Consider the following 24,002-nt stretch of genomic DNA (forward strand, 5'->3'; position numbering starts at 1 on the left):
CAAAAAAGGATAGAGAATTTAATGAATATTGTTGAATTATATTATGACTATAATTATAATTGATTTGACACATAACACCCGCTTCAACCTATCATTACCTTTGCGGCAATGCAGGTTAGGCGGTAGTTAGATGGACTGTCCGTTGGGTTGCTTTTTAGGAAGAAAATGAAAAAAGTATTTTTGGTATTTTCAACATTGATTGTCATATCTTTTTCGGTTTTTGCGCAAGAAATAAAATTTAGAATCGATGGAAAACCATATGATAAGCAAATATATGACGAAAACAATAATCAGATTACACATTTTAAGAACTGGGAACTAATTCAAGATTTCTACATTTCTCCTGACAATAAAAAAATGCTTGTTTATCATAGACCTGATAAGACTAAAGCCTTCCTTATGACATTATATAATCTGGAAACAAAGAAAATAATAGCTGAGTGTGAGCCTGGATGGGCATGTGATGATGTAAAATGGACAAAGAATTACTTGATTAAAGTTTGGGGTACTTCTGGAGGAGGAATAAGATTTGAATACAGAAGCTACGAAGATCTTTCCATCGTCAGAGTAGTAAACTCATACTATCCATTTGAAGATGTCGAAGGGAATATTTTAATTGATCCAGACTCTATGATGAAAAAGATTGTATTTTACCATTATTCTGATGGAACTGAAATAAAAACAATTGATTGTATAAAAGAATTAGCAGATAAACGGATTTATGCTGCTTGGATACACATCACTGAAGTTAAAAAAATAGGAAAGCGGAAATATAAATTTTATATTGAGGGTAATCTAAACATAGAAGGAAGACAAGAAGAGGAATTCAAAACCGTTATCGAAATTGAAATAAAATGTGAACTTTAGGGCGAAGCACGGTAGTGGTAGTATGTGTCTTTACGATTATAATAATAGAAGCGTAGCTTTGAAAAAAAAGGAAAAAAATTGACAGGTAATAAATTAAAAATAATCGCTGTGCTTTCCATGACATTAGATCATGTATTGTGGGTACTTTATCCGAACTATCAAACAGACTGGTGGATAATTTTACTTCATATGCTCGGGAGACTTGCTGCTCCAATTTTCTGGTATATGGCGGCAGAAGGATATCATTATGCACATAATCTAAAAAAATATCTTTTAAGGCTTTTTATCTTTTCTGTAATAGGACATTTTGCATATAATTTTGCATTTGGAATTCCATTCATACCTTTTAAAACAAGCTGCTTCAATCAAACAAGCATAATATGGCCATTGTTTCTCGGAGTTCTAGGCTTATCAATTTCTGATTCTGAAAAGTTAAAGCAGTGGCAGAAAACTGTATTGATTTTTATACTTGCTGCATTGGCATTTCCGTCAGACTGGTCCAGTCCTGCTTTTCTAGTGATTTTGTATTTTGGATCGAATCGTGATGATTTCAAAAAACAAATGCTTATGATGCTTTTGTGGATTGCAGTTTATGCAATAGTTTATGCAGTTTTTATCAATCCAATATACGGAATCATTCAAATGGGCGTGGTATTAACAATTCCTTTACTCAAAAATTATAACGAACAAAGAGGTGCTTTCAAAAGAATGAAATATTTCTTTTATTTTTATTATCCGATTCATCTTGTTGTCTGTGGAATCATCAGGATAATTGTAAATGGGAATGTTGGAGTTATGATTGGAAGTTAGAATAAAGGAACAAGGTAGCGGTGTACGCGGCTTTCGTCGTTGGGAGAAAAATGATTGTATTGAAAATTTTTAGTGGATTATGTGCAGTATACTTTTTTGTTATACTTATTCGGAGTTTGGTTGCATGGAATAATCAATATAAAGCTTTCATTGATTTTTGTCGTTTGGAAGGCGATACAGAAACTACGGCCTTTATTGGGTATAAAGAATTTTATGGCGAAGAATACGGCTTACGAAGGTCTTATTCGCTTGGTGCGGCTCTAGAAAGACTAAATTTGCAATACGAGAAAACCAGCAAAAAAGAGTATTTTGAATACGGTGAATATATCCGTATAAATAGATATAAAAACATCTTATATGTAATTGCAATTTTTCTATGTATTATTGTTACAACTATACAGGTGTAATAAATGAGAATTACAAAAGTCATTATTTATCCAAAATTGAAAAGTTTTGTTTGTATTGGTTCTATTTGTTTAGGTTTATTTTTTCTTAGTGGATTTTTTTATCCCATCATAAAAATTACTGCAGTATTAAAAGAAATGATGTTTTTACCTGACTGGCCATATTTAATCATTGGGACGTTTTTTCTTTTGTTGCTTTTTATTTTAGGCCTGTCTCTTTTCTTTTTACCTTTAGGAAAAAAAATAGTAATATTTGGAAATATTGTTGAATATCAGAATTATTTCTTCTTTCATTCAAAAATTGAAATAACAACAGATACAAAAATAAAAATGGGAAGTTGTTATCCTAAATGGGGATGTCGTCCTGTTCGTATATGGAAAATATCAAACCATCATGGAAAAGAAAAAATAAAAATACATTCAGATTTCTTTGATTACAAATATGTAAATTCTATATTTGGAAAACTAAATGGAAAAAAAATAGAAATTTCCAATTCTTTAATAAAATATTAAGGTAATAAGAGAGAATGTTTTAGAAAGCAACTCAAGCTTGCTTCCTAAAATGAAATTGAACTTTAGGGCTAAGCAAAGTAGCAGTAAAACGCGGCTTTACGCCACTTAAAAAAGCCTGTTTGACATATACACGTTCTGTGTGTATAATATACTTATGATAAAGACTTTTGCGGATAAAGAAACAGAGCATGTTTATAAACAGGAGTTTTCAAGACGGCTTCCGAATACAATTCAGAAAGTTGCTTTGCGTAAGCTTATGTTGATAGATAATGCAAAGTGTCTTGAAGATTTGCGGGTTCCTCCAAATAATCACCTTGAACAACTTGTAGGAGACAGAAAAGGACAGTACTCTATCCGTATAAATGATCAGTGGCGTGTCTGTTTTACAGAAAAAGATGGACACTTTTATAATGTAGAAATTGTGGAGTACCACTAGGAGAAAACTATGGCAGAGTATATCGAAACACCGACAATGGGTGAAATCTTAAATGAAGAATTCTTGATTCCTCTTGGACTCTCCGCATATAAAGTAGCACAGGAAATTAAGGTTCCTACATCTCGCATTCAAGATATTCTTCATAATCGCAGAAGAATTACTGTAGATACATCTTTACGACTTGCAAAATTCTTTGGAGTTTCAGATGGTTATTTTATGGCTTTGCAGGATGATATTGATATAAGAAATGCAAAGTTAGAGCTTGCTCCACAATTAGAAGAAATCAAAGCCTACGTTTATGCATAATAATATGCCATAACATTATTTTCAAAGCCGACAATACAGACAAACTGGTTGCGCTTTAAAACAATGTTATGGCGACACTACACTAAGATGCGAGGTTTTATGAAAAGATATGAATGGTTTTAAGGTTATTATCGAATTACAAGATATTCTCTTCCCGAAATTTTATAAAGCAATAGATTCTGAAAATAATGAATATATATTTTTAAAAACTCAAGATTCAACGATAAATTCATTAGATAAAGTATCTGATAAGACACAATTAGAGGCATATGAAAATCATATTCATATTTGCGGTAAAGTTAGGAAACGTGTTCAACATACAGCCATAACTTCTGCAAAATTAATTACAAAAAATCTCATTGAAAATTTAAAAACAAGTTTTCCAAATAAAAATTTCTATGTCTATTTGGACTGTGATTTTAACGATCATATTATATTAAGATTTCATCAATTATGGGAAAATGAAGCACCGTATTATGATGTAAAAGATTTTCCAAATATCGAGGTATTTAAAATTGAAGCAAAATAGAATATTTCTTCAGCAAGTCAAGCTTACTGTAATCACATTTAAGGTCTCTAAAAACTTAGTGGTTTTTAAAGGATAAAGGATAGTACCAATGCAAAACTATTTTGATTATATCGATGATGATGAACTTTGCACATTTTTTGCAGGCGCTGTAAAAATTCCCAGCATCAATCCGCCGGGGAACGAAGCGCCGATGGTGCAATATATGGAAGATTTTTTACAAGCGAATAAGATTGAATATGAGCGGATTCCGGTTGAAGGAAACCGCTGTGATATTGTCGCTCGGGTACGTGGGGAAGTCCGTGAAAACAGCATCATCTTTACCGGACACATGGACGTCGTACCGGTTTCCGACGAAGAGCGAAGACGATGGAATTTTGACCCATTCGGTGCTGAAATACGGGATGGTGTTTTGTACGGCCGCGGCAGCAGCGATATGAAAAGCGGACTGACGGCTGCGCTCTATGCAATGGCTGTTTTACAGCGGCATGGCATCATTCCGCCGACAGATATCATCTTTGCCGCGACAATCGACGAAGAAAACTACATGAAAGGCTCAAAGAAGCTTTTATACTCTCCGTTGTTTGACGGAGCCCGTTCGCTGGTAGTGTGCGAACCGACCGATTTAAAGCTCTGTATAAAAGGGAAAGGTAGAACATGGGCTGATGTTTGTGTACGGGGCAAAACCGCTCACGGTTCACAGGCCGGCGCAGGCGATAATGCGATTTACACGGCTATTAATTTAATAGAAAAGATTAAGCATACGGAGTTAACGGGCTATTCTTCGGCGGAGAGCGGGGAGTCTTTTTGGCGGACGCTGGCAATACAGGCAGGCGTGGAACCGCAGGTAGTTCCCGACACTTGTGTTTTTACCGTAGATGCGCGGCTTGCCGTCGGGCATCCCATCGATGCAGTATGGGCGCAGCTGGATGAATTGATTGCAGGATTGCACCAAGAAGTTCCTACTGCCCAGGTGTCGTATACCGTTGTCGATAAGCGGCCTTCGTGGACTACAGCGGAAAACGATCCATTGGTGCAGCGGTGTAAAACGGCGCTGAAATCCGTCGGTCTTCCGTATATTCCGGATATCTTTGCAGGCTCTACCGACGGCAGCGTATTGGTAAAGCAGGGGCTTGCTCCCGTTATCATCGGCCCGGGCGATCTTGCCGTTGTCCACCGCGAAAACGAACATATTAAACTTTCTCAACTTTATCAGGCAGCACGGCTGTATCTGTCAATGATGCTTACTTTTTAAAAATATACGGCACATCTGTGTTTTCGTGCCTGCGGGAATAGGGGCAGTGGTTGAATGGCAATTAAAAACCCTCTAAAAACTTGAGTTTTTAGAGGGCTCGTTCAATGTTTTTAGCGCTGTACGGTTATCCGTTACGGGCAACTGTGCGTGATTCGTTGTTTTACAGTATCAACTACTTTAACGCTTTGTGGCAGAACCACCAGTCAAAACCTTCGTATTCCTTGAGCCGCTTTTCGGCATCTTTTACGTTAGAAGCAGGCGGCACAATTGCGTGATCTTTGATTAAGCCGTTTTCGGGCCAGTTGGCAGGCAGCGCGACATTTTCTTTGTCGGAAATCTGCAAAGCCTTTACCGCGCGCAGGATTTCTTTCATGTTTCTGCCGATTTCCTGCGGATAATACAGTACCAATCGAAGTTTTCCTTCGGGATCAACGATGAATACGGCACGAACCGTGTTGGTTCCTTTACCGGGATGCAGCAGACCAAGCGCATTTGCGATGGAATCGTTTGCAGCAATAACAGGGAAGGTAATCTGCACATTGAGCTTATCTTTCATCCATTCAATCCATTTAATATGGCTGAATACCTGATCAACGGAAAGACCGACCAATTTTACGCCGAGCTTATCAAATTCGGGTACTAACTCCTGAAAACCGACAAACTCGGTTGTGCAGACAGGGGTAAAATCGGCAGGATGGCTGAATACGATAAACCACGAGCCTTTCAGATCTGCCGGTAATGTCATCGGTCCTTGTGTAGTTTGTACTTGTAAAGTGGGAAATGCATCGCCTAAAAGCGGCATGTTAATTCTTTCGTCCATAAGTAGTATCTCCTTAAATCTTAGTAATGATTCTTAATATATCATAGTTTTTAAAAAAAGGCAAGCACTTCATATCTTTTTGTTTCCGCCGGATCTCTTGTACTTCCTTTTTGTAAATGGATTTCCGCACTACCGCTGCTTTTTTCTATATTATCCTATGTTATTGAATGTATTTCAGTATATACTGAACCTATGTGGAAATTATTGGCATTTCTTTCCGCGGTGTTTGCCGCTTTTACGTCGATTTTTGCAAAATATGGTATGAAGAACATCGACTCAACGCTCGCGACGGCAATAAGAACCGTTGTCGTGCTCGCGCTGGCGTGGGGTATTATTTTTGCAAACGGGAATATCAAAGGCATAAAGGATTTAACGTCTGTTAATTGGGTGTTCCTTATTCTTTCAGGGCTTGCAACGGGTGCGTCATGGCTGTGCTATTTTAAGGCGATACAGATCGGTGAAGTGTCGCGCGTTGCTCCGATCGATAAGCTGAGCGTTGTGCTTACGTTGATTTTGTCGTGCCTTATTCTGCATGAAAAACTGACGATAAAAACAGCCCTCGGCAGCGTACTCATCACCGCAGGTACTCTGCTGTTTTTATAAGTATCTATCTTTTGCATAAAATTTTGTTCGATTGACTTATTCTCTTGTAGTTTTTTTGCCGTTATGCGATGATAGCTTTCTAATGATCGATATCTATACTGAAATCCGCAAGCGGTACGGAAATGTTCGGCGCGCCCGCGGTTACTATTTATACACGGAAAAGAATGTCCGGCTGCTTGACCTGTGGCTTGACGGCGGAAGGGCTATTTTAGGCCGAAGAACGGGACAGGCAAATCTGGTTTGTAAGCAATTTTTGGATAAGGGGCTCACCGGCTTTTTGCCGACCAAGGCTGGTGTTCAACTACGGCGTGCGTTGGACGTCCTGCTGCCGGATTATCCCGTTATCCGCTGGTATGAAACGCAGGATAAGGCGGAGCGGATAGCCGGTTCTGTGATGCAAGCCGATCAAAACGGTACGGTACAGTCGCTGCCGGTATGGCGGCCGTTTTTAGACCTTGATCCCGCTTCCGATTCTCAAGAGCCGATAGCCGATGGCATCATGCTGGTAACGCCCGCCTATCCGGTACCGTGCGGCATTATCGCTGCCGGCAGCCGGTTTGAAGAACGCTTGCCGCCTTCCGATGTGCTGTTCCCGCCGCTTGCGTACAGCCTTGCGCGAGCTTTTTTCGATTTAAAGCGTAAGATGGAAGAACTTCAACCCAAAGAAATTAAAATCGAAGACGGACAACGCTCAGGAGCGGCAGGACGTAGCGCAAGAGTGAGCCATACAATAGTAAAGAAACGTCAGGCGGCTCTAAACCGGAAAGCCGAAGCGGAACGCCTCATTCCCGGCGTGTGGACACAAAAAGGTTGGTACCTCTTCCCTCATATTCCCGAAGCCGAATACCCTGCGTTCTTTTTGCAGGCGCTTGATGCTCACGTATTAATCTCTCCCGAATATGGCACACCTTCCATTTTACCCGATTGTGAAAGCTACGCAGAATTAATCCGATTTTTAAAATTGAGGAATGCTTGATGAAAAAAACGCCCTTTACGCTGATTTATGCCGATGAGGATATGATTGCGGTGAATAAAGCCGCCGGTCTTTTAGTCGCTGCCGACCGTTGGGATATTGAAGCTCCGCGGCTCGACTTGCTCATTCAAAAAGAGCTGCCGCAGATTGCGCCGTTGTGTCAAAAACTCTATGCCGTACACCGGATTGATAAAGACACTTCCGGCATCTTGCTCTATGCCCTCAATGCGGAAGCGCACCGTGCGTTGAATACCGCATTTCAAGAGAGGGAGATAAAGAAAACATACCGACTGCTGATTCACGGGCGGGTATCGGAAGAACAATTTACCGTTGACCTGCCGCTGCGCGCCGACGGAGATGCGCTGCACCGTACCGTTGTAGATAAACGGCGCGGCAAGGAAGCGATAACGCATTTTACGGTGCTGGAAACATTCCGTCAATTCTCCCTACTTGAGGCGCGTCCCGTTACCGGTAGGACGCATCAGATTAGGGCGCACCTTGCAGCCGCCGGTTACCCGATTGTCTGTGATTCACTGTACGGCAGCGGTAAGCCGGTACTCCTTTCCGAACTCAAACAACGGTGGCGTGGTGATGTGTATACGGAACAGCCACTTATCCGGCGGCTTGCGCTTCATGCCTATCAGCTTGAAGGAAGGCATCCGCGGACAAGCGAGCCTTTCTCCTTTACTGCTGAATACGCGAAGGATTTTAAGAGTACGGTGCATCAGCTTCAAAAGTTATAGGAGAGTGTTACAGTTATCAGTGTAATCGCATCGATACTATTTCAAACAGGAGTATTCCCTTTGTACGAAATTTTGAATAAAATTTCGCACATTTTTTCGACAACAGAGCAAACGCATCAGGCAGAGAAGATAAAAAATCGCAGAAAAAATGAAGTTGTGAAACCATTTGAACTGCGAAGTGGTTCAACTCTGGTTGAACAACCTTATTTTTTCTGCGGGGTTATTTAAATACCGACTGATGCATTTGCCCTGACGAACCTCTTGCATAAGATATCGGTTTCTGATATAGTAGCTCCATTATCGGCGCCGTGCCCAAGTGGTAAGGGAGAGGTCTGCAAAACCTTCATTCATCAGTTCGATTCTGATCGGCGCCTTTTTTCCCCTCTATTTGTTCAATCCGATAATCCAAATGCACAATTAAAATTCCGTACAATCATATCGGTGAATTCTTTTATTGCAGCTTCATCGATGCTGATTTCTTCAAGTGCCGCCGTGGACGATTCATATTGTTTGATAACGCATGCCCGTTTTACCGCATCGGAGCCGGTTTGTTTTACCGAATCGGTTCTGTTGTACCGCAGGTTTGCACATTGCGCCGTAACTGCGATAATATCGCGGGGATGGGAGTAGGGTTCCGCCTTGAGCCTCATATACGGGGCATCGGTTTCCGTTAAGAGACGGGTACTATCGAACGAGGCAGCCATTGCGCATACGGATTTCTGCCCGCGGAGTACTGCCTTACCGAGCGAAAAATAGGCGTTGACACCTTTTTTGAGAAATGACGTTGCCTCTTGCGGACTGCCACCCCAGCCGTGAAAGATAACCGCCGGTAGTTTTTTTAGTCGCGGTACAGAATCAAAGATGAGCGGCAGCGCTTTCCGGCAATGAATCACCACCGGCAACTGAAACTCCTGCGCCCACCGTAACTGCATATCCCATACTGTTTGCTGCATCGGCAAGAGTTGTTTATACTCATCATTAAAAAGATCGAATCCGCATTCTCCAATTGCGTGGATTTGCCGTGTTTCCAAAAGGCGGTATAAAAACTCCGCTTCATCGGTTACGGGATTTTGGGGATGGATGCCGAAGGAAAAAAGTATGTGCTGTTTCTCAGATAGCGGTAAATGAGATACGCTTTGGTGTAGGACGATTTCTGTAGTAGGAGAATTGGCATCGCCGCATACATTGCGTTCAAAGAGGCGACGGTACCGTTCATATTCGGTATGGTCATGCGCCGAACAGCAAAGCGATGCCGGATACGCAAACGGTTCGTCTACATTTCCGGCACCGCCTACAGAGGCGCACGTATCACAATAGTCTGCGGGATGGAGGTGGGCATCAATATACATACATACATTGAGACTATTTACGCTTTAAACGTCAAGCCGCCCTTTCCGGCATCCACCGTAATGTCGGTTTTGCCGACGAAGGCACCCGAAAGCAGCTCTTTTGCCAGCTTGTTTTCAAGTTCGGTTTGAATAGCCCGCTTTAAGGGACGCGCACCGTACAAGGGATCGTAACCGATATCCGCAAGGAAGTCCTTTGCAGCATCCGTTACAATCAAATGCAGGCGGCGTGCTTCAAGCCGTGCGGAAACAGCCTGCAGCTGAATATCGACAATCTTGCGGATATGCTCTTTGCCGAGCCGTCTAAAGGTTAAAAGCTCATCTATGCGGTTCAAAAACTCAGGGCGGAAATGCTGTTTGAGCAGGTCTTTAATCTGCGCGGTCATTTCTTCCGGGGTGTCCGCCGATAGAATCAGCTCCGAACCGAGGTTGCTTGTCATAATGATAATCGTGTTGCGGAAGTCGATTACCCTGCCTTGTCCGTCCGTCAGCCGTCCGTCATCCAGTATCTGCAAGAATACATTGAACACATCGGGATGCGCTTTTTCGATTTCGTCAAAGAGTACCACGCTGTACGGACGGCGGCGCACTGCTTCGGTCAGCTGTCCGCCTTCGTCATAGCCCACGTAGCCGGGCGGCGCTCCGATTAAGCGGCTCACCGAATGCTTTTCCATGTATTCGCTCATGTCGATACGGGTAAGCGCCCGGTCATCGTTAAAGAGGAAGTCTGCAAGGGTGCGCGCCAGTTCGGTTTTACCCACACCGGTAGGTCCGATACAGAGGAAGCTGCCGAGCGGGCGGTTGGGGTCGGAAAGTCCCGCCCGATTCCGTCTGATGGCATCGGCAACCGCCTGTACTGCCTGATCTTGTCCGACAACCCGTTTCTGCAATACTGCTTCCAGATCGAGGTACTTTTGCTGTTCGCTCGCCAGCATCTTTGCAACAGGAATACCCGTCCACATCGAAACAATTTTCGCGATATCCTCTTCGGACACCTCTTCGCGGAGAAGCTGTCCGCTGCTGCCTGCTTTTTTTGCAAGCTCCGCAGTAACGGCGGCAATCTTTTTTTCCAGCTCCGGTATGCGTCCGTATTTTAGCTCGGCAGCCTTATTCAAATTGCCGTCACGTGTAAACTGCGTTTCTTCGCGGCGCAGCTGCTCAAGCTCTTCCTTATATTTCCGCGACTCGTTGATGCGGGTCTTTTCGTTTTGCCACTGAGCCTGCATCACATTCCGCTTTTCGGTTAAGTCGGACAGTTCCTGCTCCAGCTTTTCCAACCGCTCTTTTGAAGCGGCGTCCGTTTCTTTTGAAAGAGACACCTTCTCAATGTTCATCTGGAGAATTTTGCGCTCCACCTGATCAAGCTCAACCGGCTGGCTTTCAATCTCCATTTTGAGCCTACTGGCTGCCTCGTCCACCAGGTCGATTGCCTTATCAGGCAAAAAGCGGTTGGTGATATAGCGGTTGGAAAGTACCGCCGCTGCGATGAGCGCCTCATCCTTAATGCGCACACCGTGGTGTACCTCGTATTTTTCCTGCAAGCCGCGCAGAATGGCAATCGTGTCCTCTACATTCGGTTCGGGGCAGTATACCTGCTGGAAGCGGCGCTCAAGGGCGCTGTCCTTTTCGATATACTTGCGGTACTCATCCAAGGTGGTAGCACCAATCGCCCGCAGCTCACCGCGCGCCAATGCAGGTTTTAGCAAGTTGGAAGCGTCCATCGCCCCTTCGCTCGCACCGGCACCGACAAGGGTATGCAGCTCATCGATAAAGAGGATGATACTGCCCTCGGCTTTTTGCACCTCGGAGATAACCGCCTTGAGGCGCTCCTCAAATTCGCCGCGGAATTTAGCGCCGGCAACCAAGGCGCCGAGGTCAAGCGACAAGAGCTTTTTCCCGCGAAGGCTGTCCGGCACGTCCCCGGACACAATCCGGCGGGCAAGCCCTTCGACAATAGCGGTTTTACCGACACCCGGCTCACCGATCAATACGGGGTTGTTTTTAGTGCGGCGCGACAGTACCTGCATCACCCGCCGGATTTCTTCATCGCGTCCGATAACAGGATCGATTTTTTCTTCCCGGGCAAGTTCGGTTAAATCGCGGCAGTATTTTTCGAGGCTGTTGAACGTCGCTTCGGGGTCTTCGCTGGTAACCCGCTGATTTCCCCGCACATCTTTTAAGGCTCTCAACGCCGCATCGTAGGTAATACCGTGCGAGCGGAGCAGTTCACCAACCTCGTCATCGCTTTTGGTAAGCGCAAGCAGAATGTGCTCCGTGGAAACATACTCATCCTTGAGCGAAGCGGCGATCTTTTCCGCCTGAGCGCAGAGCTTTGTTAAAACCGGCGACATATATACCTGTGCAGAGTCTCCGGTTACCCGCGGTTTTTTATCCAAAATAGTATCGAGTGCATCAAGAATCTGATCAGTTGATGCACCGATCTTCTCAATGAGCGGCGGTACAATCCCCTCTTCTTGATCTAAGAGTTTATATAAGAGATGAACCGGCTCAATCTGACTGTGATTGTCTTGTTCGGCAAGCGAGGCAGCGTCCTGCAAAGCCTCACGTGCTTTCACTGTGTATTTGTCTATATTCATACAATGAATCTACGCACAAAATGGAAAAACGGCAATAAAATTTTTTTAGAGAACGGCGACTTATCCTATGGCGTAAAACGGATCCGCTGCCAATAGCTGTTATACAGCTCTAAGTTTACACCGAGGTCCTGTTTGAGAATGCAGTCGTTGAGATCATCAAGTGCGTAGTGAGGTCGTTTCTTTTGGTAGTACCTTGCCTCCGTATGGATGGAAGCCGGAAAGCCGAATGTATCTAAGAACTCGGCATAAACGGTAGGTTCAAGCACAAAGTTGATAAAGGCATGTGCAAGTTCCGGATGAGGGGCTCCTTTGGGAATACAGAAGCTGTCGATATACAAGCCTGAATGAACGCCTTGCGGAATAAAGAAGTCAACATACTGCGTTTGATCTTCCTGCAACTCTGCAAAAATTGCCTCCGCATATCCTTGCACCGCTAAAAAATCCCCTGACGCAAAAGATTTTGCAAAGCCGTCCGCATCAAACTTTATGAGATTCGGTTTCCAATTGTTTTGGATTAGACGATATGCTTGTTCCAGCTCATCAGGATTGGTGCTGTTCGGCTCATAACCCAAAGAACCTAATGCAGCGCCGAGCACTTCCCTCATATCATCCATCATCGTCATTCTGTTTTTTAAATCTGCCCGTTCAAAGATATTCCAACCGCGTTCATAATTGGGCACTTCTTTGGTGTTTACCGCAATACCTGCTGCACCCATGTAATACGGTACAGAGAATTCCATTTTTGGGTCATACTCGATTCGATGGAGTACTTCCGGGCGTAAATAGCGGATGTTCGGGATTTTTGAAATATCGATAGGCTCAAGCATGTTCAGTTTTATCATGATTGAAACATAATCCGCCGATGGGATAACAAGGTCGTAGCCTTTTGAACCGGCCATAAGCTTAGCGAACATATCTTCATTGGATGCAAAATCATCATAGACAACTTTGACATTGTATTTTTTTTCAAAAGCTTGGATAACGGAATCGGGTGTGTAGTATGTCCAATTATACAGATAGAGAACTGCGTCTCGTTCATCGCGGCAAGCGGTAAAAACAATAAGAAAAGAGAGTGTTACTACGATGCATAAAAAAATAGAACGTACCCTTTTAAAACGATGATCCATAGCCTACCTCACAATGATATTGTATATAGGGAATATACAAGAAATAACCCATAGATGACAAGCCGGAATCAAACTTCCAGCGGGAGAGTTCAGCGTTTACTAAGAAACAACTGCTTGACTATCTGTATACCGCAGAACTGCTTACAGCCTTTTATCACCTCTCATCAACTAATGCACAGAGCCGTGCATCAGTTGATGAATCTTCTCCAACCGGTTATCGTCCTCTAAAGAATAAAACGATGCTGATAATACCGTGATAGATAAAGTCAAAGCCGATCATGTATGCGACGAATAGACTCGTAAAGAGCGGATGCATCAGCATAACAATTCCACAGATGATACCCAGTATGCCGACTAGCATCAAATAAAAACCGCCTCTTCTGGTTATATAGCGGATTTTAAAACTGATAATAAACCGCGTAATACCGCTGAACAATATCCAACAGGCAAAGAGGTACGGGATAATCGTTGCGGCTGTAAACAGAGGGCTGGTCAGTACGAGAATTGAAAGCAGGATAGTGAGAATACCGTTCAGCAAGACAATTAAGATATGGTCTTCTCTGTCTGCAAAATAATGGATAATTTCATACACACCGTTTATAAACATAACCGCTGCGAAAAAAAACGAAAGCGATGCCAAGCTGGTAATCGGGTTGATGAACATATAGATACCTGCAATAATAGAAAGGATACCTACTACCAACGCCGTAATGCGGAACTCTTTTCTCATATCTCCTCCTTTAAGAAAGGTGTTATTAATAAAAGGGTATATGCCGTATCGTATTTTGTCAAGCCGGAAGCACTCTTAGTAAAAATTGACATTTTTAACATTTCCTTTTAATATAATCTATCGAATATGGATACTGGAGAACCCCCGCATATAATTTTACTGCTCATCAGTTTATTGGCGCTTTTTTTGCTGTCGATGTTTTTTTCGTCAGCGGAGACGGCGTTCTTATCTTTGAATAAGCTCAAGCTGCGGTTTTTGCGCGAACGGAATAACCGTGCGGCGGCGCGGGCGGAAAAGATTCTGCAAAATAAACAAAAATTTTTATCAACAATTTTGATAGGAAACAGTATTGTCAACATCGCTATATCCGTAGTGCTGACTGCCGCCACGCTGCGGATATTCGGGGATTCAGGGTTGGGTATTGCGGTCGCCGCAGGTACGGTACTGCTATTGATCTTCGGCGAAATTTTGCCTAAGTCGATTGCGTTGGTGTATCCCGATGCTTTGAGCCTTGTCTTTGCCCGCTTTATCTTATTATTGATGGCGATACTCTCGCCGGTTGTTGCACTTTTTTCTGCGATTACCGATGTTTTGCTGCGGCTTTGCGGAATCCGTGAAGCGCAAAACACGGCGGCTGTTACTGAGGCCGATTTACGCGAGTTTTTTCAAGCGCGGGAGGAGGGCGGCTTTATCGGCAGTGATGAACGTATGTTGCTAACGAACATCCTCCGTTACGGCGACTTTTCGGTTCGCAGTGTGATGACGCCGCGGCGTGATATTACGGCAATTCACATCGGGTCATCTGCGGAAGAGATCATAGAGTTGGCAAAAAAATCCCGCTTTTCGCGCTTTCCGGTGTACAGCACAAATATCGATGCCATACAAGGGTTCTTCTATATTAAAGATTTTCTCTTTTCTCCCGAATACTTGGACGGAAGTGCTGCCTTTCAGGTAAGCGCCTATCTGCGTAAACCGCTTTTTGTATTTGAAACAACGAAGCTCGCTCAAGCGGAAAAAAAATTCCATACTGAGCAGCAAACGATGGCGATTGTACTCGATGAGTACGGCGGCACTGCGGGATTGATAACCGTCGAGGATGTCAGCGAAGAAATATTCGGTAGTATTCTTGACGAATATGATGTACGGGAAACTGTCGTACCGGCAGACGCTGCTGTGCAAGCAGGTACAGCTCGACAAACAGATACTGTTGCAAAAGCCGCCGGTGCTGCCGGTGAGGAGGTTGGGGTAGTGCAGCCGTTGCAACCTGGACAAACTGCCGAACCGGCAAACATAGATACCGCAGAGGCGGGCAAGGATACTTACAGTACTGTTGCGGGGGTAAACATACGCGCTGATACGGCGGAAACGGTACAGGCAGGAGCCGGTGATGCGGGTACCGCTCATGATGAAGGCGAAGTAGCGGATGTTTTCTCCATCGCAGGCATTACCCGGCTCGGCGATTTAAACGAAAAGCTGAACCTCAACCTTGAATCGCAGTATAGCGATACCATCGGCGGTTACATTATGGAGAAAGCAGGTGAAATCCCGGCGGCAGGTTATTCAATTACCGCAGAACCATATCTTTTTACCGTAACGAAGGTTGAAGCAAACCGTATTGTGCAAATTGAAGTGCGGATGCAGGCGGAAGAATGAACGTTGTCGTTATCAGTGTTGAGATAATTATCCTGCTCGCCTGTGCAGCCTTTTTTTCCGGTACCGAAACGGCGGTAACCGCTATTACGCGATCGGAATACCGCAATCTTAAAAAAAGCTCCCGCAGGAATGCCCAACGGTTGGCTCGGCTGGTGGAGATGAAAGAAAAAATCGTTACGACTGCGCTCATCGGTACCAATTTTGTCAACACGCTGAGTTCGGGTCTTATTACCGCCTTTACCCTCAATGTGTTCGGCGCACAGGCTGTTCCCGCAGCAACTGCGGTTATTACCGTACTCATCATCATTCTTGCCGAAATTTTCCCTAAAGCGCTGGCAGCCGAACGGGCGGAATCGATCGGCAAGAAAGCCTCGCTGCCGTTGTATGTGTGTTACACACTGCTTCGCCCCATTGTGGCGGTGTTCTCGCTGCTGACAAAAGCGGTGCTTAGGCTGTGTAATGCCCGCCCGAAAACAACGCCGGATACACTCAAGGAAAAAGATCTTCAACTGCTCGTGCATATCGGGCAAGAAGACGGCGCCCTCGCCGCCGGAGAAGAAGCGCTGTTGCGCAAAGCCGTTTTGCTGCAGGATGTTAAGCTCCGCAATATTATGACGCCGCGTACGGCAATTAGTTACGTTGATTCTGCCGCGACTTTTCCGCAGGTTATCGAGCAGTTCCGCCGCAGCCGTTTTTCCCGCTTGCCTGTCTACGATTCCGAAACAAAGACTGTTACCGGTATTATCCATTATAAGACGCTGCTGTTTGCTTTGCAGGAGCGGCGGGAGCCTGAACTTGAAACTTTGCAGCGTCCTGCGATTTTTGTTCCCGAGGGAGCTTCCATCTTTTCTATTATCAAAGCGATGAATGCCAAGATGCAAAATATCGCAATCGTCATCGATGAACACGGCGGTGTGGCAGGACTCATTACGATGGATGATATCATTGCCGCGGTGTTCAGTACGGTGCAGGATGAGTACGGCAAGGCACGGAACGATCCGATGCGTTCGGTGCGTTTTATCAATACTTCGCAGCTTGTCCTCCCCGGTACTTTGCGGCTGGAAGATTGCAACGAATTACTGCACACCGATTTTCACTCCGATTATTATGACACACTTGGCGGTTTTCTGCTTGAAAAATGGGGATATTTGCCGCATACTAATAAGAGGATCACTTGCGGACGGATAACGTTTACCGTTACTCATATTATCAATAGACGAATCGATACCGTCATCGCAGACCTTTCATCGGTATTGTAAGCACTGGTTATAAAACACCAGCCAACTAATGCCGAAAATAAGAGTAACCGTTGGACAACAGAATAAGGCAACCGTACCAAAAATATTTCAAACGGTTGCTTACCTTTTGTGTGAAATTTTGTCAAAAATTTCACACAGTTTATTTTATTTAGCAGAAGGATTATCACAACAGACAGATAAATCAGAATCGCAGAATAATGAGGTTGAGCAACCATTTGAACCGCAGGTTCAATTCTGGTTAAGCAACCTCATTATTCTGCGGGGTTGTTAAAAAACAGTCTGCTGTAATAATCCTAAAGGGAGGGGCACTATGACACAACATGAATTTATACAGTTTTTAACCGATTTGCCGGAAGAACAGATGAAGGCGGAATTGACAAAGGCCTTTACCGAGCGGTATGGAGCAGGTACGGAAGAAATCATGATGATTGCCTCCCCTGCCCGTATCAATATTATCGGGGAGCATATCGACTATAACGGGGGGAAGGTGTTTCCTGCGGCGATCGACCGGTACCTCTATGTGCTGCTGCGCAAGAGAGCCGATACAACGATTATCTATGATGATATACGGTTTCCGGGTGCACTTGAATTTTCTTCTACGGAAACCTTCTGCTACCGGAGAGAAAATCAATATGCGAACTATCTGAACGGTATGCTCGCGATGCTGCAAAAAGGCGGATATAAACTGACAAGCGGATTTGAGGTGCTGTTTTTTAGCAAGTTGCCTGCAGGCGGCGGTATTTCTTCGTCGGCTGCGCTGGAAGTCGGCTTCGGGCGGGCAGTCGCCGAATTGTTCGGCTTTAAGGTTGATGCGGTAGAACTTGCTAAAATGGGGCAGGAGTCTGAGCATATTTTTATGAATATGCAGTGCGGAATTATGGATCAGTTCAGTATCGCAATGGGTAAAAAAGAATGTGCGATGCTGCTTGATACGGCAACGCTTGAGTATGAATACGTACCGCTTGTTCTGGGTGATTACCGCATTGTTGTGATGAACACCAATAAGCAACGTGCGCTTGTGGATTCAAAGTATAATGAACGCTGCGCCGAATGTATGGAAGGACTTGCTCTTTTACAGAAGATTAAGCCTATTTATAACCTCTGTGACTTGAGCTCTGCTGATTTGAGTGCGGTTGAGGCGGCAATAGCCGATGAGCGTATCTATAAACGGGTGCGCCATTGTATTACGGAAAACGAACGGGTACTTGCAGCGGTTGCGGCGCTAAAAGCCGGTAACTTGCCGAAACTCGGCGAGCTGCTCAAGGCGTCCCATGACTCGCTGCGGCGCGACTATGAAGTAACCGGTCTTGAACTTGATACGCTTGCCGATGCTGCTAATGCTGAACCGTGTTGCTTAGGTGCGCGGATGACCGGCGCGGGATTCGGCGGTTGTGCCATTGCCTTAGTGCAAAAAGATGCCGTTGCGGAATTTACCGCCCATGTCGGCAAAGCCTACACCGAAAAAACAGGACTGACAGCTTCCTTTTTTGCTTGCGAGGCAGGAGACGGTGCGCGGCGGGTTTAAAGGTCTGCCCAACTATTAAAACTCACGAAAAGAGCAAACCGGCTGCCGGGAAATATTGGTTTAGCCGGTTTCTAAAGCTTTTGCAGCCGCTCTTTAAATTCCGCTAAAAAACCGACACTGACTTTTGCCCGTATTATTCTGCGGACTTCATATGCGGGGTCGATATCTGCATCGCCGGTTTTGCTGAGGTCTTTTTCGCTCAAGTTTTTAAGAAAGCCTATATCGACAACTTGATTTAAATACCTATTTAATTCTTTATAGAGTTTTGTTTGATCGGTTTTTTCTTTAAAATAGATGGAAAGCATTCCTCGAATTTCACTTGCTTTAAGTACTAAAATTGAAGATGTGTTTTGAGAAACATCGAACTGCTCCAATGCCTCCCTCAGCAGTACACACAGCAATGATAACTCAAATGACAGCGGATAATGCCGGATAAGCCTAACAGATTTAGAATCCCCTTCTTCGCCCTCTTTTTGCTCTAAAAATGCGTAGCCGTCGGCCGGTTCAATAAAGAGGCTGATACCGATTTGGTCAAAATATGCGGCAATTTCACGCTGGTATTGCTGCAAGAGCTTCCATGCCTCAGGTTCCTCATTTTCGTAAATAGCCCCTTGTAACAATTTTATACAGACTGCCGCCCACTGTGCCGTCATTATTCAGCCTCCTATGACTGTGCTCCTTTTTCAACAGTCAGTATATCCTTTTTTTGAAAGAGTTGCGATTGGGCATCTCTAAAAACAAGGTAGAGAAATTGTCAAAAATCCGGTATAATGAATACAAATGCAATATGAACCGCCGTTTAAAATTACCTCAAAAGCGATCAATTTTATTTCTCAAATAGCTGCCGCAATGGAGCGCTTGAAGATCAGATTTGAACATTCCGATAGCGTACGCTTGCGGAAAATCAATAGGATGAAAACGATACAGGGGTCGCTTGCGATCGAAGGGAATACACTAACGGAAGAACAGGTTACGGCTCTCATTGAAGGAAAACATATCATCGCACCGGTAAAAGAGGTGCAAGAAGCCAAAAATGCAATTCAAGCGTATGAGCAGTGCCTGTCCTTTAATCCCTATAAAAAAGAGGACTTACTTGCCGCACATAAACTGATGACGTTTGGTCTTGTGGATCATCCGGGGCATTTTAGGTACGGCGGTGTCTGTATTGCGGGAAAAGACGGCATCAGTCATATTGCTCCTCCTGCCGATCGGGTACCCTTTTTGATGGATGATTTATTTCAATGGCTCAAAGATACGGACGCTCATCCGCTTATTAAAAGCAGCGTATTTCATTACGAGTTTGAATTTATTCATCCCTTTGAAGACGGTAACGGCAGAATGGGGCGGCTCTGGCATTCACGTATTTTAGCAGAATGGAATCCATTGTTTATACATCTGCCGATAGAAAATATGATTTTAAAGAATCAGGCAGCCTATTACAGAGCATTGGAACACAGTACGGCAGCAAACGACTCCGGGATTTTTATAGACTTTATGCTTGAAATCATTATGCAAACGATACAAGAAAATAAACAGGATGATACTGTAAATGATACTGTAAATGATACTGTAAATATGATTTTAACCTGTATTAAAGAAAATCCTGCTATTTCCTACGAAGAACTTGCAAAAAAAACAGGCAAATCGCGGATAACAATAAGCCGCAAGCTTGCAGAGTTAAAAAAAGCAGGACACATCACCCGTGTCGGCGCCGACAAAAACGGCTACTGGCATATTGAAGAGAATAACTAAGGATAATAATAGGGTAATAGTTAATGTTTACGGAACGGCCTATTTTTTTTCAAAACAAGCAAGGTAAACACATCAGCCACCCAGACCACATATCGCAAAATAAGAGGTTGGAACACCATTTGAGCCGTAAAGCGGCGAAACTTTGGTGGTACAGCCTCTCATTTTGCGGGAATATACTCCAAAACGGCTGATGCGTTTACCTTAGGAGGACGGCTAATGCAATTTGATTTATTGAAAACCGAAGATATTGATAAAAACGGAATGTATCTTGATTTTTTTCAAGTATACAACTGGGGTGTTTTTGATTCAAAAGTGTATACGATGCGGTGCGGAAAAAAGGCGACGCTGTTGACCGGTTTAAACGGTTCCGGGAAGACGACGCTGGTGGATGCTTTTTTGTCGCTTATCGTGCCGCCGCGGCAGCGCTTTTATAACCAATCCGCCGGAGCGGAGAGCAAACGGGAACGTGATGAAATCAGCTATGTGCTGGGTACGTATGGGAACAAACGCGAGGAAGAATTTACCTCCGGCACTGCAAAAAATTTACGCACAAAAGAAAATTGTATTTCTATTTTGCTCGGCTGCTTTGTGTTGGGAGATGATCAAAGGCCGATAACGCTTATGCAAGTGCGGTTTTTTTCCGGCGGCGGAGCCTTGCAAAAAATCTATTCGATAACACATACGCGGCTTTCAATTGAAGAGATACAAAAAGCAGGGATTGATTTTACACCGCAGAGCAATTGGAAAAAACGCATGACCGAAGTATTCGGAACCAAATTTTACGTCGATAATTTTGCCCCGTATGCAGAAGCATTCTCTCAGCTTGCAGGTTTACGTTCGGATCGGGCTCTCTATCTTTTTTCGCAAACGGTTGGACTGAAAGGAGTCGGCAACTTAAATGACTTTATCAGAACCTATATGTTTGAAAGTCACGATACCGAACGCGATTTTGATGATTTGGTAAAGCATTACGAAGAGCTTTCTCAGATATACAACGAGATAGAAAAAGCACAAGAACAGCTTAGACTACTGCAGGAAATTTTAGATGCCGGAAAAATATTTGAAGACTGCGAGCAAAAGAATAGAACATTAAAACAGTTCAAAATGATTTTACAGTTGTGGTATATACAAACAGTCCTGGATACGATTACAAAACGAATAGTTGTTTTACAACAAGAAAAGTTACTCGCTGATAATAAAAGAAATATACTTGAAGCTGAAATAAAACAGCTTGATGCCGATATGGATTCGCTCAAAGCAGTTATTCAAAAAAACAGCACGGCAATTCTGATCAAAGAAATTGAGCATAAAATTCAATTCAATGAATTACGGTTGCAGACATGCCGGAATAATGTGCGAGACTATGAGCAATGCGCCCGCGTTTTATCTTTAGAAGTTCCGCAGACGGAAAAGAAATTTAACGAAAATATCAAATTGCTGCCGGAATTAAAAAAACAGCTGAGTGCGGAAAGAGATTTGCTGTATAAATCAAGCCTTGAACGGAATGCGCAAAATCAGGAAAATAAAAAAGAAAAACAAGCAATTATCGAAGAATTGGAATCGCTGAGTAAACGGACAACGAATATCCCTGCGCATAATATCGGGATACGGGATCAAATATGCGCACATATCGGCTGCTCGGAAAAAGAACTGGTGTTTGCCGGAGAGCTATTGCAGGTCGCAAAAGAAGAAAGCCGATGGGAAGCCGCGATAGAAAAACTGCTGCATAACTTTGCGTTATGTCTGCTGGTGCCTCCTCACCTCTATACAAAAGTGAATACGTATGCGGCAACACATAATTTACGGGGACGGCTCGTCTACCTTAAAACAGATACCAAACCGCAGCTGAAAAAGAGTTTCCCTGAAAAAAATTCACTTATTGCGAAATTAGAGATACAAAAAAAGCATGAACTTTCCGATTGGCTTGAAGCGTATCTGTATGACACATTCGATTATATTTGTACTGATGATACGGAAGCATTTAGCAGGGCAGCCAAGGCGCTTACCTCGACGGGTTTAATTAAGTCAAAAATACGCCATGAAAAAGACGACCGCCCGCAGCAGCCGGGTCGGCAAGCATTTGTGCTTGGCTGGGATAATATTCAAAAGCGGCAGGAACTTTCGTTCAGCTTAAAAAAACTGCAAAACGAAATTGCGAAAGACGATACCGCTCTGGAAGACAGCAAGAAAAAACAAGATGATATAACCGGTCAGCTTGCTATCTTGAGCAGTTTGGAAAAGATGCAATTCTGGGATGATCTTGATGTGCAAAAATATTCGGCTGCATTGAATGCGTCTCTTGAAGAAAAGGAAGCTATTCTCCGCGGAGACAAGGAATTGCGGCAGCTTGAAAATAAATTGCAAGGTTTGCAAATTGAAAAGCAAACAAAAGAAGAAGCGCGTACCGCTTATATTGAAACATCGTCAAAAGCGGAACAGCAGTTGACGGATATCCGCATCAAACAGGAACGATTTACCGCTCAGCTGCATCAGTATGCCGATGGAGAAAGTGAAGAAACACAAAGAGCGCTCGCTATTTTTACAGAGCATTTCAGTGTACAAAAAACTTTTGAACAGTCTGAAGCCGTTGATACCGAACGGGATCGGATTGAATCGGCATTGAATAAAGAGAGCGAACAGGCGGAAACAGCTGTCAGAAATGCGGAGCGGAAAGTCCGCGAAAAAATGTCCGCAGTGAAAAACCCTAAGCCGGATATAAAGCGGAAGTTTCCGTCGTGGGAGGCTGATGTACGGGATTTCCAAGTGGAAGTATCGGGGCTTGCAGACTTTCAAGCCTTTTATGATCGAGTGAACCGCGATGATTTACCTTCGTGCCGGAAAAAATTTAAGCTCATTTTTAATGAACACGTAAAAAACGATATTACCAATTTTAAGACCATACTTGATACCGGACGTCAGCAGATTATTGTCGGAATAGAGGAATTGAATAAAAGCTTAAAAACAATTCCATACAGCAAAAATCCTCCGACATATATCAAGCTGGAAAATCGCAAAACAACCGATCAGTCCATAAAAGATTTCCAGGCTCTGTTGTTAGCTGCATTGCCTGACTCCGCGTCCATCTTTAACCGCACATCCGGTTCGGAATTTGAAGAGTATAAAAAAATTGAAACGCTGATTGCCTACTTAAAAGAAAATGATCCGCGCCGTAAAAAAGTGCTGGACGTACGCCAGTGGTTTAATTTTGCCGCTATTGAATATTATCTCAACGACAATACGCAAAAACAATATTACGAAGATTCTGCAAGTTTGTCGGGCGGAGAAAAATCAAAATTAACCTATACGATTTTAGCATCGGCAATTGCATTTCAATTCGGCATTACCGGTGGAGAGGGATATTCGTTACGGCTGGTGATCATCGATGAGGTATTCAGTAAAATCGATATGGACAATTCGTGCTATGCAATGGAGCTGTTTAAAGAGATCGGGCTCCAGATGATTCTCGTAACACCGATGGATAAAATCAACATCGTAGAAGATTATATCGCATCGGTTCACATTACCGAAAAGCATAACGATAATACCTCGCGCCTACTGAATATCACGATTGACCGATATCAAAAAGAAAAGGAAAGAGTAACTACAAGCGGTATATTGTAAGGGGTATTATTTTCACGGTATGAGGTAAATGCATCAGATAGTATTGCTGATACGTTTGTAATGATACTTGCATTAAATAGAATCACCGCCTTTGAAAATAGACGGTGTAGATACAAGGAGATAGCTGAAAATAAAG

General features: G+C 43.7%; 22 protein-coding genes and 1 tRNA gene. 17 read left to right on the plus strand and 6 right to left on the minus strand.

All coding sequences use genetic code 11. From position 1 onward, the window contains the following. The first annotated feature begins 165 nt into the window (after nt 1-165). The 8 genes from E4N65_RS00730 (at nt 166) to E4N65_RS00765 (ending at nt 5,117) form a co-directional block, all read left to right on the plus strand. The gene (locus E4N65_RS00730) at nt 166-867 is read left to right on the plus strand and encodes an LURP-one-related/scramblase family protein (RefSeq protein ID WP_253673558.1); all 702 of its coding nucleotides are present in this window, start codon (nt 166-168) and stop codon (nt 865-867) included. A 78-nt stretch (nt 868-945) separates the two neighbouring features. Next, complete coding sequence (locus E4N65_RS00735; RefSeq protein WP_253673560.1) at nt 946-1,677, plus strand: TraX family protein; 732 nt, start codon at nt 946-948, stop codon at nt 1,675-1,677. Between the two features lie 50 nt (nt 1,678-1,727). Beyond that, nucleotides 1,728-2,084 carry a hypothetical protein gene (locus E4N65_RS00740; protein ID WP_253673562.1) on the plus strand — a complete coding sequence of 119 codons (357 nt, stop codon included), beginning with the start codon at nt 1,728-1,730 and terminating at the stop codon, nt 2,082-2,084. Between the two features lie 3 nt (nt 2,085-2,087). After that, nucleotides 2,088-2,594, plus strand: coding sequence for a hypothetical protein (locus E4N65_RS00745; protein WP_253673563.1), 507 nt, complete (start codon nt 2,088-2,090; stop codon nt 2,592-2,594). Between the two features lie 154 nt (nt 2,595-2,748). Continuing rightward, the gene (locus E4N65_RS00750) at nt 2,749-3,030 is read left to right on the plus strand and encodes a type II toxin-antitoxin system RelE/ParE family toxin (RefSeq protein ID WP_253673564.1); all 282 of its coding nucleotides are present in this window, start codon (nt 2,749-2,751) and stop codon (nt 3,028-3,030) included. Nucleotides 3,031-3,039: 9 nt separating this feature from the next. After that, entirely contained in the window at nt 3,040-3,336 is a 297-nt protein-coding gene (locus E4N65_RS00755; RefSeq protein WP_044014121.1) for a HigA family addiction module antitoxin, read from the plus strand. Nucleotides 3,337-3,445: 109 nt separating this feature from the next. Further along, nucleotides 3,446-3,865, plus strand: a complete 420-nt coding sequence (locus tag E4N65_RS00760) for a hypothetical protein (RefSeq protein WP_253673565.1) — start codon at nt 3,446-3,448, stop codon at nt 3,863-3,865. 88 nt (nt 3,866-3,953) lie between these two features. After that, nucleotides 3,954-5,117: a M20 family metallopeptidase gene (locus E4N65_RS00765; protein WP_253673566.1), complete on the plus strand. Its 1,164-nt coding sequence runs from the start codon at nt 3,954-3,956 to the stop codon at nt 5,115-5,117. Between the two features lie 172 nt (nt 5,118-5,289). On the opposite strand, the gene E4N65_RS00770 is transcribed toward E4N65_RS00765, so the two are convergent. After that, on the minus strand, nt 5,290-5,937 hold the full coding sequence (locus tag E4N65_RS00770) for a peroxiredoxin (RefSeq protein WP_253673567.1): 648 nt from the start codon (nt 5,935-5,937) through the stop codon (nt 5,290-5,292). A gap of 192 nt (nt 5,938-6,129) precedes the next feature. Between E4N65_RS00770 and E4N65_RS00775 the strand changes: the two genes are divergently transcribed. From E4N65_RS00775 to E4N65_RS00790, 4 genes are all read left to right on the plus strand, one after another. Next, nucleotides 6,130-6,540 carry an EamA family transporter gene (locus E4N65_RS00775; protein ID WP_253673569.1) on the plus strand — a complete coding sequence of 137 codons (411 nt, stop codon included), beginning with the start codon at nt 6,130-6,132 and terminating at the stop codon, nt 6,538-6,540. Between the two features lie 82 nt (nt 6,541-6,622). After that, nucleotides 6,623-7,516 carry a hypothetical protein gene (locus E4N65_RS00780; RefSeq protein WP_253673571.1) on the plus strand — a complete coding sequence of 298 codons (894 nt, stop codon included), beginning with the start codon at nt 6,623-6,625 and terminating at the stop codon, nt 7,514-7,516. After that, nucleotides 7,516-8,256: an RluA family pseudouridine synthase gene (locus tag E4N65_RS00785; RefSeq protein ID WP_253673573.1), complete on the plus strand. Its 741-nt coding sequence runs from the start codon at nt 7,516-7,518 to the stop codon at nt 8,254-8,256. Before E4N65_RS00780 ends, E4N65_RS00785 begins: the two co-directional genes overlap by 1 nt. A 302-nt stretch (nt 8,257-8,558) precedes the next feature. Continuing rightward, nucleotides 8,559-8,630 (plus strand) — tRNA-Cys (locus E4N65_RS00790). Between the two features lie 18 nt (nt 8,631-8,648). On the opposite strand, the gene E4N65_RS00795 is transcribed toward E4N65_RS00790, so the two are convergent. From E4N65_RS00795 to E4N65_RS00810, 4 genes are all read right to left on the minus strand, one after another. Beyond that, nucleotides 8,649-9,605, minus strand: coding sequence for a TatD family hydrolase (locus tag E4N65_RS00795; protein ID WP_253673574.1), 957 nt, complete (start codon nt 9,603-9,605; stop codon nt 8,649-8,651). 17 nt (nt 9,606-9,622) lie between these two features. Beyond that, nucleotides 9,623-12,199: an ATP-dependent chaperone ClpB gene (gene clpB / locus E4N65_RS00800; RefSeq protein ID WP_253673575.1), complete on the minus strand. Its 2,577-nt coding sequence runs from the start codon at nt 12,197-12,199 to the stop codon at nt 9,623-9,625. Between the two features lie 65 nt (nt 12,200-12,264). Then, nucleotides 12,265-13,326, minus strand: coding sequence for an extracellular solute-binding protein (locus E4N65_RS00805; RefSeq protein ID WP_253673576.1), 1,062 nt, complete (start codon nt 13,324-13,326; stop codon nt 12,265-12,267). Nucleotides 13,327-13,540: 214 nt separating this feature from the next. Next, the gene (locus tag E4N65_RS00810; protein ID WP_044014100.1) at nt 13,541-14,056 is read right to left on the minus strand and encodes an HdeD family acid-resistance protein; all 516 of its coding nucleotides are present in this window, start codon (nt 14,054-14,056) and stop codon (nt 13,541-13,543) included. Nucleotides 14,057-14,182: 126 nt separating this feature from the next. Here E4N65_RS00810 and E4N65_RS00815 point away from each other — a divergent pair, with 126 nt between their 5' ends. The 3 genes from E4N65_RS00815 to E4N65_RS00825 all read left to right on the plus strand — a co-directional run bounded on the left by E4N65_RS00815 (nt 14,183) and on the right by E4N65_RS00825 (nt 18,493). After that, nucleotides 14,183-15,709, plus strand: coding sequence for a hemolysin family protein (locus tag E4N65_RS00815; RefSeq protein WP_253673577.1), 1,527 nt, complete (start codon nt 14,183-14,185; stop codon nt 15,707-15,709). Further along, complete coding sequence (locus tag E4N65_RS00820) at nt 15,706-16,968, plus strand: hemolysin family protein (RefSeq protein WP_253673578.1); 1,263 nt, start codon at nt 15,706-15,708, stop codon at nt 16,966-16,968. Before E4N65_RS00815 ends, E4N65_RS00820 begins: the two co-directional genes overlap by 4 nt. A 310-nt stretch (nt 16,969-17,278) precedes the next feature. After that, a complete protein-coding gene (locus E4N65_RS00825) occupies nt 17,279-18,493 on the plus strand; it encodes a galactokinase (protein ID WP_253673579.1) in 1,215 nt (404 codons plus the stop codon). Between the two features lie 71 nt (nt 18,494-18,564). On the opposite strand, the gene E4N65_RS00830 is transcribed toward E4N65_RS00825, so the two are convergent. Then, nucleotides 18,565-19,146, minus strand: a complete 582-nt coding sequence (locus E4N65_RS00830) for a DUF4194 domain-containing protein (protein WP_253673580.1) — start codon at nt 19,144-19,146, stop codon at nt 18,565-18,567. A 127-nt stretch (nt 19,147-19,273) separates the two neighbouring features. Between E4N65_RS00830 and E4N65_RS00835 the strand changes: the two genes are divergently transcribed. Next, a complete protein-coding gene (locus tag E4N65_RS00835) occupies nt 19,274-20,245 on the plus strand; it encodes a Fic family protein (RefSeq protein WP_253673581.1) in 972 nt (323 codons plus the stop codon). Nucleotides 20,246-20,461: 216 nt separating this feature from the next. Beyond that, on the plus strand, nt 20,462-23,866 hold the full coding sequence (locus tag E4N65_RS00840) for an ATP-binding protein (protein ID WP_253673583.1): 3,405 nt from the start codon (nt 20,462-20,464) through the stop codon (nt 23,864-23,866). The last annotated feature ends 136 nt before the right edge of the window (nt 23,867-24,002 follow it).

Source organism: Treponema sp. OMZ 855 (genome assembly GCF_024181145.1).
In the GTDB taxonomy this organism is placed as follows: domain Bacteria; phylum Spirochaetota; class Spirochaetia; order Treponematales; family Treponemataceae; genus Treponema.

Excerpts from the sequence above, each read along its gene's own strand:
- E4N65_RS00755 (WP_044014121.1), top strand. The coding sequence starts at position 3,040 with ATGGCAGAGTATATCGAAACACCGACAATGGGTGAAATCTTAAATGAA.
- E4N65_RS00775 (WP_253673569.1), top strand. The coding sequence starts at position 6,130 with ATGTGGAAATTATTGGCATTTCTTTCCGCGGTGTTTGCCGCTTTTACG.
- E4N65_RS00770 (WP_253673567.1), bottom strand. The coding sequence starts at position 5,937 with ATGGACGAAAGAATTAACATGCCGCTTTTAGGCGATGCATTTCCCACT.
- E4N65_RS00825 (WP_253673579.1), top strand. The coding sequence starts at position 17,279 with ATGACACAACATGAATTTATACAGTTTTTAACCGATTTGCCGGAAGAA.
- E4N65_RS00760 (WP_253673565.1), top strand. The coding sequence starts at position 3,446 with ATGAATGGTTTTAAGGTTATTATCGAATTACAAGATATTCTCTTCCCG.
- clpB (WP_253673575.1), bottom strand. The coding sequence starts at position 12,199 with ATGAATATAGACAAATACACAGTGAAAGCACGTGAGGCTTTGCAGGAC.
- E4N65_RS00820 (WP_253673578.1), top strand. The coding sequence starts at position 15,706 with ATGAACGTTGTCGTTATCAGTGTTGAGATAATTATCCTGCTCGCCTGT.
- E4N65_RS00765 (WP_253673566.1), top strand. The coding sequence starts at position 3,954 with ATGCAAAACTATTTTGATTATATCGATGATGATGAACTTTGCACATTT.
- E4N65_RS00795 (WP_253673574.1), bottom strand. The coding sequence starts at position 9,605 with ATGTATATTGATGCCCACCTCCATCCCGCAGACTATTGTGATACGTGC.
- E4N65_RS00810 (WP_044014100.1), bottom strand. The coding sequence starts at position 14,056 with ATGAGAAAAGAGTTCCGCATTACGGCGTTGGTAGTAGGTATCCTTTCT.
- E4N65_RS00730 (WP_253673558.1), top strand. The coding sequence starts at position 166 with ATGAAAAAAGTATTTTTGGTATTTTCAACATTGATTGTCATATCTTTT.
- E4N65_RS00815 (WP_253673577.1), top strand. The coding sequence starts at position 14,183 with ATGGATACTGGAGAACCCCCGCATATAATTTTACTGCTCATCAGTTTA.
- E4N65_RS00840 (WP_253673583.1), top strand. The coding sequence starts at position 20,462 with ATGCAATTTGATTTATTGAAAACCGAAGATATTGATAAAAACGGAATG.
- E4N65_RS00785 (WP_253673573.1), top strand. The coding sequence starts at position 7,516 with ATGAAAAAAACGCCCTTTACGCTGATTTATGCCGATGAGGATATGATT.
- E4N65_RS00830 (WP_253673580.1), bottom strand. The coding sequence starts at position 19,146 with ATGACGGCACAGTGGGCGGCAGTCTGTATAAAATTGTTACAAGGGGCT.
- E4N65_RS00745 (WP_253673563.1), top strand. The coding sequence starts at position 2,088 with ATGAGAATTACAAAAGTCATTATTTATCCAAAATTGAAAAGTTTTGTT.
- E4N65_RS00750 (WP_253673564.1), top strand. The coding sequence starts at position 2,749 with ATGATAAAGACTTTTGCGGATAAAGAAACAGAGCATGTTTATAAACAG.
- E4N65_RS00805 (WP_253673576.1), bottom strand. The coding sequence starts at position 13,326 with ATGGATCATCGTTTTAAAAGGGTACGTTCTATTTTTTTATGCATCGTA.
- E4N65_RS00740 (WP_253673562.1), top strand. The coding sequence starts at position 1,728 with ATGATTGTATTGAAAATTTTTAGTGGATTATGTGCAGTATACTTTTTT.
- E4N65_RS00780 (WP_253673571.1), top strand. The coding sequence starts at position 6,623 with ATGATCGATATCTATACTGAAATCCGCAAGCGGTACGGAAATGTTCGG.
- E4N65_RS00835 (WP_253673581.1), top strand. The coding sequence starts at position 19,274 with ATGCAATATGAACCGCCGTTTAAAATTACCTCAAAAGCGATCAATTTT.